Below are 12,662 nucleotides of genomic sequence, written 5' to 3'. Positions count from 1 at the left end.
GTGCGCCTGTCGAACACGGCCAGGCGCCGGCTCGAAGCCGAGTGGGATCGCTGCCGCTGGATCTGGAATGAGTGCGTCGCGAAGTCCCAGCAGGTGCACGCGCAGAGCCGGGCGAGTGGCGAGAAGCTGACCTGCGGCCCGGGGCAGTTGGACAAGATGCTGACCGAGGCACGCGGGGTGACGCCCTGGCTCGCTGAGGGCGCGTCGGTGCCTCAGCAGCAGGTGATACGCGACTTTGCCAGGTCGAGGGCGAAAGCCCTGAAGGACATCGAGGACCGGTTGCCGATGCACCGGCGGGCCGGGATGCCCCGCTGGAAGAAGAAGCGCGAGGCGCGGCCCAGCCTCAACTACACCAAGCGCGGTTTCCGCCTCAAGGACGGCCGCCTGCACCTTCCCGGCGGGATCGTGCTGAGGGTGGTGTGGTCGCGGCCCCTTCCGGCCGACCCGTCGAGTGTGCGCGTGTACCAGGACACGCTCGGACATTGGTACGTGTCCTTCGTCGTTGCCGCGCAGAGCGAACCGCTCGCCGCCACGGGGCGCGTGCTCGGGGTGGACTGGGGTGTGAAGGAGACCGCCACCACCACCGACGACGCCTACGATCTCCCGCATGCCGAGCACGGCAGGCGGGCCGCGCAGCGGCTGGCGAGGTACCAGCGGATGATGGCCCGGCGCCGGCCTCCGAAGGGACAGCCCGCATCCGCCGGCTACCGGCAGGCCCAGGCACAGGCGGCGAAGCTGCACAAGAAGATGGCGAGGCAGCGGGAGGACACCGCCCGCAAGTGGGGCAAGCGGGTGATGCGCGGCCACGACGGGGTTGCCGTGGAGGACTTCAGGCCGAGGTTCCTGGCGAAGACCACCATGGCCCGCAAGGCGGCCGATGCCGCCATCGCCGCCACGAAGCGCGCCCTGGTCGAGATGGGCCGCAAGCACGCACGGGACGTCCGTCTCGTGCACCCGGCGCACACCACGATGGACTGTGCCACGTGCGAAGCGAGAACCAAGCACGCACTGCCTCTGTCGATGAGAACGTATACCTGCACCGCGTGCGCAGCGGTGTCCCACAGGGACAAGAACTCCGCCCGCGTGATGCTGGTCCGGGCAGGTTGGAACCCGGACGGTGTCGAGGGCGTAAGACCACCCGGGGCCGCCGGCTCCGGTGGCGGCCTGAGCCGTAAATCCCCGCTCAGCCCTGGAGGGCGACGCATCCCCTCCCTTCAGGGAGGGGAGCCTTCAAGTGGGTTGTGTCAGGGTGCCTGGAGGTCGACCAGTTCGGCCAGCGCCTCCCGGTGGGCTCCCGCCGTGCCGTAGGCGATCGAGTCCGCCTTGGCCCGCTTCAGACAGAGGTGGATCGGGTGTTCCCAGGTCATCCCGATGCCGCCGTGCAACTGCAGCGCTTCCTCGGCGGCGTGGACGGCGACCGGGGCGGCGTAGGCCTGGGCCACGGCGACCGACACGTCCGTGTCCGCGCCGGAGGCCAGCGCGTCGGCCGCAGCGCGGGCGGCCGCCCGCAGGTTGACGACCTCCAGCCACAGCTGCGCGAGCCGGTGCTTGAGCGCCTGGAAACCACCGACCGGCCGGTTGAACTGCCTGCGCTCCTTCAGATAGCGGACCGTCTCGGTCAACGCCCAGTCGGCGACGCCGAGTTGTTCCGAGGCGAGCAGCCCGGCGGCGGCACGCAGGGCGCGACGTACGGCGGGTTCGGCTTCGCCGACGCGGCGGCCGGGAGCGCCGTCCAGCCGTACCGTCGCCAGCGGCCGGGTCAGGTCCAGGGAGGTCTGCGGGGTGACGGTCGCGGCGCCCGCGGCCACGGCGTACAGGCCGCCGTCGTCCGCCGGGACGAGCAGGACGTCGGTCACGGCCGCGTCGGCGATGCCGGTCAGCTCCCCGTGCAGGAGGCCGTTCTCCAGTCGTACGGACTTGAACGCGGTGCCCGGGGCCGCGTGCAGGCCGACCGCGAGGGCGCCGATGGTGCGCCCGGAGGCCAGTTGTCCCAGCAGTTCCTCGTCACCGCAGGCCAGCAGGGCCTCGGTGGCCACGACCGCGCTGGTGAGATACGGCACCGGTGCGACCGCTCGCCCCAGCTCCTCCAGGACGACGGCGACTTCGCGGGCGGAGGCGCCCTGGCCGCCCTGCTCCTCGGGCACCAGGAGCCCGGCCAGGCCCATGCCCTCGGCGAGGGACTTCCACAGGGCGAGGTCGTGCGGGGTGTCCGACTCGACGCGGGCGATGACGTCCGCGGGCGGGCAGTGGTCCGTGAGGAGGTCGCGGACGGCGGCGCGCAGCGCCTCTTCCTCTTCCGAGTACAGCAGGTCCGGCGCTTTCGTCATCGGGCCAGGTCCTTCCAGGCGACGTCCTTGTCGGTGCGCGGCTCGGCGGGCAGGCCGAGGACCCGCTCGGCGACGATGTTCAGCAGGACCTCGCTGGTCCCGCCCTCGATGCTGTTGCCCTTGGAGCGCAGATAGCGGTACCCGGCGTCGCGGCCGGTGAAGTCGACCAGCTCGGGGCGGCGCATGGTCCAGTCGTCGTACAACAGGCCCTCTTCACCGCGGAGTTCGACCTCCAGGCCGCTGATCTCCTGGTTGAGGCGGGCGAAGGCGAGCTTCATGCCGGCGCCCTCGTAGCCGGGCTGGCCGGCGACGAGCTGCTGGCGCAGGCGTTCGGCGGTGAGGCGGGAGACCTCGGCCTCGACCCACAGCTTCAGCAGGCGCTGGTGCAGTTCGTGGGTGCGCAGCTCGGGGCGTTCGCGCCAGGTCTTCGACACCGGGCCGATCATGCCGCCCTCGCGGGGCAGCCGCATGCCGCCGATGGCCACGCGTTCGTTGTTGAGCGTGGTCTGGGCGACGCGCCAGCCGTTGCCGATCTCGCCGAGGCGGCAGGAGTCGGGGATATGGACGTCGGTGAGGAAGACCTCGTTGAACTCGGCCTCGCCGGTGATCTGGCGCAGCGGCCGGACCTCGACGCCGGGGTCGGTCATGTCGCAGAGGAAGTAGGTGATGCCGGCGTGCTTGGGCACGCTCGGGTCGGTGCGGGCGATGAGGATGGCCCAGCGGGCGTTGTGCGCGCCGGACGTCCACACCTTCTGGCCGTTGACGACCCAGGTGTCGCCTTCCCGGACGGCCCGGGTGCCGAGCGCGGCCAGGTCGGAGCCGGCGCCGGGCTCGCTGAACAGCTGGCACCAGACCTCCTCCCCCGTCCACAGCGGCCGCAGATAGCGCTGCTTCTGCTTCTCGGTGCCGTACTTCAGGATGGTCGGCGCGGCCATGCCGAGCCCGATGCCGTTGCGGCGCGAGTCGTTGTCGGGGGCGCCGGCGGCTTCCAGCTCGGCGTCCACGACGGCCTGGAGGTGTCGGGGCGCGCCCAGTCCGCCGAGGCCCTCCGGGTAGTGCACCCAGGCGAGGCCGGCGTCGAAGCGGGCGCGCAGGAAGTCGAGGCGGTCGGTGTCCGCGGGCGGGTGCGCGGCCAGCAACTGCCTTGTACGGCGGCGCAGTTCGTCGGCGTCGGTCATGCTGCCTCCTCCATCACCACGGCGATCCGGCCGGTGGACCGGCCGTCCGCCACCTTCTGCACGGCCACGGCGGCTTGGCCCAGCGGCACCCGCTCGCTCACCAGTGGCTTGATCGCGCCCCGGGCGGCCAGTTCGGTCAGTTCCTCGTGGCAGCGCTGGACCAGCTTGGGGTTCTTGGTGTTGTACAGGCCCCAGTGCAGGCCGAGGATCGAGTAGTTCTTCACCAGCGCGTGGTTGAGGGCCGGGCTGGGGATGGTGCCGCTCGCGAAGCCGACCACGACGATCCGGCCCTCGAAGGCGACGAGCTTGGCGGACTGGGCGTAGGCCTCGCCGCCCACGGGGTCGTAGATCACGTCCGCGCCCCGGCCGCCGGTGGCCTCCTTCACGGCCGTGATCACGTCCTCGGAGCGGCGGTCGACCACCACGTCACAGCCCAGCTCGCGGGCCACGGCGGCCTTGTCCGCGCCGCCGACGACACCGATGACCTTGGCCCCGGCCGCCTTGCCGAGCTGGACGGCGGCGCTGCCGACACCTCCGGCGGCGGCGTGCACCAGCAGGGTCTCGCCCGCCTCCAGGTGGGCCCGGCGGTGCAGGCCGAACCAGCCGGTCTGGTATCCGATGTGCAGGGCGGCGGCCTCGGCGTCGTCCAGCGCCTCGGGCGCGGGCAGCAGGGCGCGGGCGTCGGCGAGGGCGTACTCGGCGAAACCGCCGTAGGGCAGCGCGGGGTTGGCGATCACCCGGCGGCCGTCCTCGGTCTCGCCGCAGATCTCCACACCGGGCGTGAACGGCAGCGGCGGGCGTACCTGGTACTGGCCCCGGCACAGCAGCGCGTCCGGGAAGTTGATGTTGGCGGCACGCACGCGCAAGCGCACCTGGCCGTCACCCGGCGTGGGCGGCTCCACCTCCGCCAGGCGCATCACCTCGCTCGGCTCGCCGTTCTCGTGCACTTGCCATGCCTGCATGCGGGGCCTCCACGGGACTGCTTCGTCTGACCGGGTCCAATCGCATACTAAGCGGTCGCTTGCCGATCAGGGAACAGTCGGCCGCGTCACTTCCGCCTGGGCCGTGCCCGCACATGCATCCGCTCGCCCTGCGGCCCGAACAGACTGAGGAACTCCACCGGCCCCTCCCCCGTCGACCCGAACCAGTGCGGCACGCGCGTGTCGAACTCGGCCGCCTCCCCCGCCGACAGCACCACGTCGTGCTCGCCGAGGACCAGCCGCAGCCGCCCCGAGAGCACATAGAGCCACTCGTACCCCTCGTGGGTGCGTGGATCCGGCTCCTGCTTCCGCTGCGGTTCCAGCACCTTGAAGGCCTGGAGGCCGCCCGGCTGCCGGGTCAGCGGCCAGTGGGTGCGCCCGCCCCGCACGATCGGCTCGGACCGCACCCGCGGATCCCCCACCGGGGGCGCGCCGACCAGTTCGTCCAGCGGCACCTGGTGGGCCTGGGCGATCGGCAGCAGCAGTTCGAGACTGGGTTTGCGCAGGCCGGACTCCAGCCGGGAGAGGGTGCTGACGGAGATGCCGGTGGCCTCGGACAGCGCGGCCAGGGTCACCTCCCGCTCCTTGCGGATGCGGCGCAGCCGGGCGCCCACTTCGGCCAGTACGTCGTCTGTGCTCATGGCGACCATTGCAGGAACGGCAAATTCGTTTGTCAATCCCGCAGGCGCCGGGCCACCGTCGCCGCATGACCCAGAGCACCGAGAACAACAGGTACGAAGCAGTCGTCGTCGGTGGCGGGGCCGCCGGGCTGTCCGCCGCGCTGGTCCTCGGCCGGGCCCGGCGCCGGACGCTGGTCGTGGACGCGGGCGAGCCGCGCAACACACCGTCCGCGCACATGCAGGGTTACCTCTCCCGGGACGGCATGTCCCCGGCCGAGTTCCTGGCGATCGGGCGCGAGGAGATCGCCCGGTACGGGGTGGAACTGGTCCGGGACCGGGTCGTGGACGCGGCCAGGGACGAGGACTTCACCGTCGTGCTCGCGAGCGGCGGGACGGTCCGGGCCCGGCAGCTGGTGATCGCCACGGGCCTGAAGGACGAGCTGCCCCAGATCCCGGGGCTCGCCGAGCGGTTCGGCCGGGACGTGGTGCACTGCCCGTACTGCCACGGCTGGGAGGCCCGCGACCTGCCGACCGGGGTGCTCGCGACCTCGCCGCTGAGCGTGCACCAGGCGCTCATGGTCACCCAGTGGTCCAAGGACGTGCGGTTGTTCCTGCACGAGGTGGACGAGTTGGAGCTGACGGACGACGACCTGCGCCGGCTGGCCGCCGCCGGGGTCGCGGTCGTACCCGGCAAGGTCGCGGGCCTCCTCGTCGCCGGGGACCGGCTCACCGGGGTCCGGCTCGAAGACGGCACGGTCCACGACCGCGAGGTCCTGTACGCCGTGCCCCGCGCCGTACCGAACAACGAGCTGCTGGTGCGGCTCGGCGCCGAGCTGCGCGAGACGCCGTTCGGCGCCTACCCGGTGATCGACGAGCGGGGTCTGACGAGCGTGCCCGGCCTGTGGGCGGCGGGCAACGCGAGCGGCTTCGCCGAGCAGGTGATCAACGCGGCGAGCCGGGGGTACCGGGCCGGGGCGGCGATCAACGGGGAGCTGCTGATGGCCGACCTCGACTCCGTCCGGGTGTAACCGCCGCTCCTCCGGTGCACGATGACTGCATGCTGCTGACCCGGCTGGCCCAGGTGTCCCGGGAGGTCGCCGCGACGGCGGCCCGGTCCCGCAAGACGGCGCTGCTCGCCGAGCTGTTCCGGGAGGCGGAGGCGGACGACGTGCCGATCGTCATCCCGTATCTGGCCGGGCGGCTGCCGCGGGGTCGGCTCGGCGTCGGCTGGAAGGTGCTGAGCCGCCCGGTGCCCCCGGCCGGCGAGCCCACGCTCACGGTCCGGGAGGTCGACGCCCTGCTCGGCGAGCTGGGCAAGGTGTCGGGGCCGGGCTCGCAGGCGGAGCGGGTCCGGCTCGTCGGCGAGCTGATGGGCGCGGCCACCGAGGAGGAGCAGCGTTTCCTGCTCGGTCTGCTCACCGGCGAGGTGCGGCAGGGCGCGCTGGACGCGGTCGCCGTGGAGGGGCTCGCGCAGGCGACCGGCGCCGACCCGGCCGCGGTACGCCGGGCGGTGATGCTCGCCGGGTCGCTGCAGACGGTCGCCCAGGCCCTGCTCGGCGAGGGAACCGGCGCGCTCGAGAGGTTCCGGCTCACCGTGGGCCGCCCGGTGCTGCCGATGCTGGCGCACAGCGCGTCCTCGGTGGCGGAGGCGGTGGAGAAGCTGGGCGCCTGCGCGGTGGAGGAGAAGCTGGACGGCATCCGGGTGCAGGTCCACCGGGACGGCGACACGGTCCGGGTGCACACCCGCACCCTGGACGACATCACCGACCGGCTGCCGGAAGTGACCGCCGCCGCACGGGAGTTGCGGGGCGAGCGGTTCATCCTGGACGGCGAGGTGATCTCCTTCGACGAGGCCGGGCGGCCCCGGTCCTTCCAGGAGACCTCCGGCCGGGTCGGCTCGCGGACGGACGTGGCGAAGGCCGCCGAGGAGACCCCCGTCTCCCCCGTCTTCTTCGACGTCCTGTCGGTCGGAGGCACCGAGCTGCTGGACCTGCCGTTCGCCGAGCGGCACGCTCAGCTGGCCCGGCTGGTGCCCGAGCCGATGCGGGTGCGCCGGACGGTCGCCTCCGGGCCGGGGGACATCGCGGAGGCGGAACGCTTCCTCGCCCAGACCCTGGCCCGCGGCCACGAGGGCGTGGTGGTCAAGGCGCTGGACGCGCCGTACAGCGCGGGCCGGCGCGGCGCCGCCTGGCTGAAGGTCAAGCCCGTGCACACCCTGGACCTGGTGGTGCTGGCCGCCGAGTGGGGCCACGGCCGCCGCACGGGCAAGCTGTCCAACCTCCACCTGGGCGCCCGCAACCCCGACGGCGGCTTCGCCATGCTGGGCAAGACCTTCAAGGGCATGACCGACGCGATGCTCGCCTGGCAGACCGAGCGGCTGCGGGAGCTGGCGGTCGAGGACGACGGCTGGGTGGTCCGGGTCCGCCCCGAACTCGTCGTGGAGATCGCCTACGACGGCCTCCAGCGCTCCTCCCGCTACCCGGCCGGCGTCACCCTCCGCTTCGCCCGCGTGGTCCGCTACCGCGAGGACAAACGCCCCGAGGAGGCCGATACCGTGGAGGCCCTGCTGGCGGCCCACCCGGAGGTCAAGCCGTGACGGTGCGTGCGACGAAGCGCAGCGCGGGACTGCTGTTGTTCCGGCATACCGACGAGGGACTTCAGGTATTGCTCGGCCATATGGGTGGTCCGCTGTGGGCGAAGAAGGACGCCGGAGCCTGGACCGTCCCCAAGGGCGAGTACGACCCCGACGAGCCCGCCTGGGAGGCCGCCCGGCGCGAGTTCCGGGAGGAACTGGGACTGGCGCCGCCCGACGGGGAGGCCGTACCGCTGGGCGAGGTGGCGCAGAAGAACGGCAAGGTCGTCACGGCCTGGGCCGTCGAGGCGGACCCGGACCTGAGCGGCTTCAGCCCCGGCACCTTCACCCTGGAGTGGCCGCCGCGGTCCGGGCGGATGCAGGAGTTCCCGGAGCTGGACCGTGTGAAGTGGCTCGGCCTGGACCGGGCCCGTGAGCTGGTCATCGCGGCGCAGACCGCGTTTCTCGACCGGCTGGCGGAGCACTCGGCCTGAAGGGAGCCTACGCGTTGCGGACGGCCGTACCGCGCGCGAAGGTCTAAACAAGCCCGCTCCCAGGGAGGTCAGCCATGCCCATCGCGACGGTGAACCCGGCGAACGGCGAGACGCTCAAGACGTACGAGCCGATGGGTGAGGAAGAGCTGGAACGCCGGCTCCAGCTCGCCGAGGCCACGTTCCGCACCTACCGGACGATGTCGTTCGTCGACCGGGGCCGGCTGCTGCTGAGGGCTGCCGATCTGCTGGACGAGGATCAGCAGGAGGTCGCCAGGGTCATGACCACCGAGATGGGCAAGCCGATCAAGCAGGCCCGCGCGGAGGCCGCGAAGTGCGCCAAGGCGATGCGCTGGTACGCCGAACGCGCCGAGGGGCTGCTGGCCGACGAGGAGCCCGCCGAGTCCGATGTGAAGGACTCCGGCGCCTCCCGGGTCCGGGTGCGGTACCGGCCGCTGGGGCCCGTCCTCGCGGTGATGCCCTGGAACTTCCCGCTCTGGCAGGTGATCCGGTTCGCCGCGCCCGCGCTGATGGCGGGCAACGTGGGCCTGCTCAAGCACGCCTCCAACGTCCCCCAGACGGCCCTGTACCTGGAGGACCTCTTCCACCGGGCGGGCTACACGGAGGGCTGTTTCCAGACCCTGCTGGTCGGCTCGGGCGCGGTGGACGACATCCTGCGGGACGAGCGGGTGAAGGCCGCGACGCTCACCGGCAGCGAGCCCGCGGGCCGGGCGGTGGCCTCCACCTGCGGGGAGATGATCAAGAAGACGGTGCTGGAGCTGGGCGGCAGCGACCCGTACGTCGTGCTGCCCTCCGCCGACCTGGACCGGGCCGCCGCGGTGGCGGTCACCGCGCGCGTGCAGAACAACGGGCAGTCCTGCATCGCCGCCAAGCGGTTCATCGTGCACACCGACGTCTACGACGCCTTCGCCGAGAAGTTCGTCGCGGGCATGAAGGCACTCAAGGTCGGCGACCCGCTGGAGGAGGACACCGAGGTCGGGCCGCTCTCCAGCGAGCAGGGGCGGAAGGATCTGGAGGAGCTGGTCGACGACGCCCGGCGCGGCGGCGCCGAGGTGCTGTGCGGCGGCGAACGGCCGGACGGGCCCGGCTGGTACTACCCGCCGACCGTGCTGGCCGGGATCACCCGGGAGATGCGCATCCACCGGGAGGAGGCGTTCGGGCCGGTCGCCACGCTGTACCGGGCCGGCGACCTGGACGAGGCGCTGCTCATCGCCAACGACTCGCTGTTCGGACTGAGTTCCAATGTGTGGACGCGGGACGAGAGGGAGGTGGAGCGGTTCGCGCGCGACCTGGAGGCCGGATCCGTCTTCGTCAACGGGATGACCGCCTCCCATCCGGCGTTCCCGTTCGGCGGGGTCAAGCGGTCCGGATACGGGCGTGAGCTGTCCGGGCACGGAATCCGCGAGTTCTGCAACATCACCACGGTTTGGCAGGGTGCGTGAGCGCTGCGCGGCTACCATCCACTTTTGTGAACCGCGAAGTGACCCTGCCTCTGATCGTCGACGACCGCGGTACCTTGCAGGTGGCAGCGGCCGACGTGAGTAAGTTGCTGCGGACCGTTGGCGGGCGGTGGCTGCGGCTGGTCGAGGCCGGGGAGCCGGGGTTGGACGAGGACACGGTCGCCGCGTTGACCATCGAACTGGCCAAGCTCGCGGATCGCATCGACGTCGCGTGCATCGCGCACAGCAGTGGGGCGCCGTAGCCCGACGAAGTCCACGACACTGCCTCGGATGCCTGAAGAAGGCTTCCGTAGGTGTGTGCGCTGTCTGTGTTCGGCGGGCCGGTGTCCGGGGCCGTCGGTACCGCTGCCGTCGCCTGGTCGTCCGGGGACGACGTCCGCCGGGGAGGCGTTGAGGTCCGAAGACAGGGCCGGACGGCCGAGCGCCCGAGGACGTGCCTCGCCGCGTTCCACAGGGGGGACGAAGGGGTTGGCGACCGGGGCCGGGACGAGTGTGCCCTGGTGGTCGTTTCCAGCAGATTCCCGGGCCGATCGGGCCATGGTGTTCTGCCTCCCGCGGACGTGCGGTTTCCTGTCCGGCCCCGAGTCCGGTGTCCCCGGTCTGGAGTAGTCCGGCGCGAGATCGTCGCCAGGTCGAGTGATCGTGGGTGAACCACCTCCTGAGGTGAACGATCCTCTGACCGGCGGGCGCAGGCCTTCCGGAAGGCTGAAAGCAGGCACGGTTCATGGCGACTTTGTGCAGACCCACGGTGTCGGTGCCGGAGCACGTGATCACGATGGAGGAGACGCTGGAACTCGCACGGTCCCGGCACGCCGACCACCCCCAACTGCCGCTCGCACTGCGGCTGATCGAGAACACGGGTGTCAAGACCCGGCACATAGTGCAGCCCATCGAGGAGACCCTCAAGCATCCCGGCTTCGAGGAGCGCAACAAGCTCTACGAAGCCGAGGCCAAGGCCCGGGTCCCCGCGGTGATCCAGCGGGCGCTCGACGACGCCGAGCTCCTCACCTCCGACATCGACGTGATCGTCTACGTCTCGTGCACGGGCTTCATGATGCCCTCGCTCACGGCGTGGCTGATCAACGAGATGGACTTCGACCCCACCACCCGACAGCTTCCCATCGCCCAGCTGGGCTGTGCGGCAGGCGGCGCCGCGATCAACCGCGCGCACGACTTCTGCACGGCCTACCCCGACGCCAATGCGCTGATAGTGGCCTGCGAGTTCTGCTCGCTGTGCTACCAGCCCACCGACCTGGGCGTCGGCTCGCTGCTCTCCAACGGCCTGTTCGGTGACGGCATAGCCGCCGCCGTGGTCCGCGGCAAGGGCGGCACCGGCATCGAGCTGGAGCGCAACGGCTCGTACCTGATCCCCAAGACGGAGGAGTGGATCATGTACGACGTCCGGGCGACCGGATTCCACTTCCTGCTCGACAAGCGGGTGCCGACCACCATGGAGCCGCTGGCCCCGGCGCTGCAGGACCTCGCCGGGATGCATGGCTGGGACGCGTCCGACCTGGACTTCTACATCGTCCACGCCGGCGGGCCCCGCATCCTCGACGACCTCAGCAAGTTCCTCCAGGTCGACCCGCACGCGTTCCGGTTCAGCCGGGCCACCCTCACCGAGTACGGCAACATCGCCTCCGGCGTCGTGCTGGACGCGCTGCGCCGGATGTTCGACGAGGGCGGCGCCGAGCCCCGGGCGCGCGGGCTCCTCGCCGGGTTCGGGCCCGGCATCACCGCGGAAATGGCGCTGGGCCGCTGGCGCACCGACCGAGAGACGGCATGAGTACGGCATGACCGAAGAGACGCTCACCGAGACCCTGCCCCCGATCCGGCACTGGCCGGCGCTCGACCTGACCGGGACGGACTTCGACCCGGTGCTGGAAGAGCTCATGCGCGAAGGTCCGGTCACCCGCATCCAGCTGCCCAACGGCGAGGGCTGGGCCTGGCTGGTGACCCGGATGGACGACGTGCGCATGGTGACCAACGACCCCCGCTTCAGCCGCGAGGAGGTCATGAAGAAGCCGGTGACCCGGCTGGCCCCGCACTTCATCCCCGACCCGGGCGCGGTCGGCTTCCTCGACCCGCCCGACCACACCCGGCTGCGCCGCTCGGTGGCGGCCGCGTTCACCGCGAAGGGCGTGGAGCGGGTACGGGAGAAGGCGCGCGCCATGCTGGAGGAACTGGTCGACGAACTCCTCCAGGACGGCCCGCCCGCCGATCTCACGGCGACGATCCTCAGCCCGTTCCCGATCGCGGTGATCTGCGAAATGATGGGCGTCCCGGCCGCTGACCGGCACACCATGCACACCTGGACCCAGCTCATCCTGTCCTCCTCCAACGGCAAGGAGGTCAGCGAGAAGGCCAAGCGGGAGATGGCCGCCTACTTCTCCGACCTGATCGGGCTGCGCGAGAACAGCACGGGCGAGGACGTCACCTCACTGCTCGGCGCCGCGGTGGGCCGGGGCGAGGTGACGCTCGAGGAGGCCGTCGGGCTCGCCGGCCTGCTGCAGATCGGCGGCGAGGCAGTCACCAACAACAGCGGGCAGATGTTCTACCTGCTGCTGACCCGCCCCGACCTGATGGAGCGGCTGCGTGCGGAACCGGCGATCCGTCCCCGGGCGATCGACGAGCTCCTGCGCTGGATCCCGCACCGCAACGCGGTCGGCCTGTCCCGGATCGCCCTGGAGGACGTGGAGATCCGGGGTGTGCGGATCCGCGCGGGCGACGCGGTGTACAACTCCTACCTGGCCGCCAACCGCGATCCGGAGGTCTTCCCCGATCCGGAGACCATCGACTTCTCCCGCAGCCCGAACCCGCACGTCTCGTTCGGCTTCGGCCCGCACTTCTGCCCCGGCAACATGCTGGCCCGGCTGGAGGAGGAACTCATGGTGGACGCCCTGCTGGACCGGATTCCGGGCCTGCGACTGGCTGTGGCCCCGGAGAAGGTGCCCTTCAAGAAGGGCGCGCTGATCCGGGGTCCCGAGGCCCTTCCGGTGACCTGGTGAGTGAC

At 71.6% G+C, this 12,662-nt stretch carries 12 protein-coding genes; 8 read left to right on the top strand and 4 right to left on the bottom strand.

Annotated features, from left to right (window positions below):
• Positions 1-1,308, top strand: a 1,308-nt coding sequence (locus ACIBJF_RS35435; protein ID WP_399180028.1) for an RNA-guided endonuclease InsQ/TnpB family protein, incomplete at its 5' end; no start/stop codon positions are given.
• Here the strand turns inward: ACIBJF_RS35435 and ACIBJF_RS35430 are convergent.
• From ACIBJF_RS35430 to ACIBJF_RS35415, 4 genes are all read right to left on the bottom strand, one after another.
• The gene (locus tag ACIBJF_RS35430) at positions 1,245-2,327 is read right to left on the bottom strand and encodes an acyl-CoA dehydrogenase family protein (protein ID WP_399180027.1); all 1,083 of its coding nucleotides are present in this window, start codon (positions 2,325-2,327) and stop codon (positions 1,245-1,247) included. The genes ACIBJF_RS35435 and ACIBJF_RS35430 overlap by 64 nt on opposite strands.
• A complete protein-coding gene (locus tag ACIBJF_RS35425; protein ID WP_399180025.1) occupies positions 2,324-3,505 on the bottom strand; it encodes an acyl-CoA dehydrogenase family protein in 1,182 nt (393 codons plus the stop codon). Before ACIBJF_RS35425 ends, ACIBJF_RS35430 begins: the two co-directional genes overlap by 4 nt.
• Positions 3,502-4,467 (bottom strand): NADPH:quinone oxidoreductase family protein, encoded by a 966-nt coding sequence (locus tag ACIBJF_RS35420; protein ID WP_399180024.1) that lies wholly within the window; start codon positions 4,465-4,467, stop codon positions 3,502-3,504. Before ACIBJF_RS35420 ends, ACIBJF_RS35425 begins: the two co-directional genes overlap by 4 nt.
• A gap of 86 nt (positions 4,468-4,553) precedes the next feature.
• Entirely contained in the window at positions 4,554-5,126 is a 573-nt protein-coding gene (locus ACIBJF_RS35415) for an XRE family transcriptional regulator (RefSeq protein ID WP_351811623.1), read from the bottom strand.
• A 65-nt stretch (positions 5,127-5,191) separates the two neighbouring features.
• Here ACIBJF_RS35415 and ACIBJF_RS35410 point away from each other — a divergent pair, with 65 nt between their 5' ends.
• The 7 genes from ACIBJF_RS35410 to ACIBJF_RS35380 all read left to right on the top strand — a co-directional run bounded on the left by ACIBJF_RS35410 (position 5,192) and on the right by ACIBJF_RS35380 (position 12,657).
• Complete coding sequence (locus ACIBJF_RS35410) at positions 5,192-6,133, top strand: NAD(P)/FAD-dependent oxidoreductase (RefSeq protein WP_399180021.1); 942 nt, start codon at positions 5,192-5,194, stop codon at positions 6,131-6,133.
• A gap of 29 nt (positions 6,134-6,162) precedes the next feature.
• Complete coding sequence (locus tag ACIBJF_RS35405) at positions 6,163-7,701, top strand: ATP-dependent DNA ligase (RefSeq protein WP_399180019.1); 1,539 nt, start codon at positions 6,163-6,165, stop codon at positions 7,699-7,701.
• Entirely contained in the window at positions 7,698-8,171 is a 474-nt protein-coding gene (locus tag ACIBJF_RS35400) for an NUDIX domain-containing protein (protein ID WP_399180017.1), read from the top strand. Before ACIBJF_RS35405 ends, ACIBJF_RS35400 begins: the two co-directional genes overlap by 4 nt.
• A gap of 74 nt (positions 8,172-8,245) precedes the next feature.
• On the top strand, positions 8,246-9,631 hold the full coding sequence (locus tag ACIBJF_RS35395; protein WP_399180015.1) for an NADP-dependent succinic semialdehyde dehydrogenase: 1,386 nt from the start codon (positions 8,246-8,248) through the stop codon (positions 9,629-9,631).
• Between the two features lie 26 nt (positions 9,632-9,657).
• Positions 9,658-9,891 carry a DUF6213 family protein gene (locus tag ACIBJF_RS35390; RefSeq protein WP_351811608.1) on the top strand — a complete coding sequence of 78 codons (234 nt, stop codon included), beginning with the start codon at positions 9,658-9,660 and terminating at the stop codon, positions 9,889-9,891.
• A 482-nt stretch (positions 9,892-10,373) separates the two neighbouring features.
• A complete protein-coding gene (locus tag ACIBJF_RS35385) occupies positions 10,374-11,435 on the top strand; it encodes a type III polyketide synthase (protein ID WP_399180013.1) in 1,062 nt (353 codons plus the stop codon).
• Positions 11,436-11,442: 7 nt separating this feature from the next.
• Positions 11,443-12,657, top strand: a complete 1,215-nt coding sequence (locus ACIBJF_RS35380) for a cytochrome P450 (protein WP_399180012.1) — start codon at positions 11,443-11,445, stop codon at positions 12,655-12,657.
• Positions 12,658-12,662: the final 5 nt, after the last annotated feature.

It is taken from the genome of Streptomyces sp. NPDC050743 (assembly GCF_044456925.1).
Classification (GTDB): Bacteria; Actinomycetota; Actinomycetes; order Streptomycetales; family Streptomycetaceae; genus Streptomyces.
This window is presented reverse-complemented; position numbering and strand designations above follow the sequence as displayed.

Excerpts from the sequence above, each read along its gene's own strand:
- ACIBJF_RS35430 (WP_399180027.1), bottom strand. The coding sequence starts at position 2,327 with ATGACGAAAGCGCCGGACCTGCTGTACTCGGAAGAGGAAGAGGCGCTG.
- ACIBJF_RS35425 (WP_399180025.1), bottom strand. The coding sequence starts at position 3,505 with ATGACCGACGCCGACGAACTGCGCCGCCGTACAAGGCAGTTGCTGGCC.
- ACIBJF_RS35420 (WP_399180024.1), bottom strand. The coding sequence starts at position 4,467 with ATGCAGGCATGGCAAGTGCACGAGAACGGCGAGCCGAGCGAGGTGATG.
- ACIBJF_RS35415 (WP_351811623.1), bottom strand. The coding sequence starts at position 5,126 with ATGAGCACAGACGACGTACTGGCCGAAGTGGGCGCCCGGCTGCGCCGC.
- ACIBJF_RS35410 (WP_399180021.1), top strand. The coding sequence starts at position 5,192 with ATGACCCAGAGCACCGAGAACAACAGGTACGAAGCAGTCGTCGTCGGT.
- ACIBJF_RS35405 (WP_399180019.1), top strand. The coding sequence starts at position 6,163 with ATGCTGCTGACCCGGCTGGCCCAGGTGTCCCGGGAGGTCGCCGCGACG.
- ACIBJF_RS35395 (WP_399180015.1), top strand. The coding sequence starts at position 8,246 with ATGCCCATCGCGACGGTGAACCCGGCGAACGGCGAGACGCTCAAGACG.
- ACIBJF_RS35385 (WP_399180013.1), top strand. The coding sequence starts at position 10,374 with ATGGCGACTTTGTGCAGACCCACGGTGTCGGTGCCGGAGCACGTGATC.
- ACIBJF_RS35380 (WP_399180012.1), top strand. The coding sequence starts at position 11,443 with ATGACCGAAGAGACGCTCACCGAGACCCTGCCCCCGATCCGGCACTGG.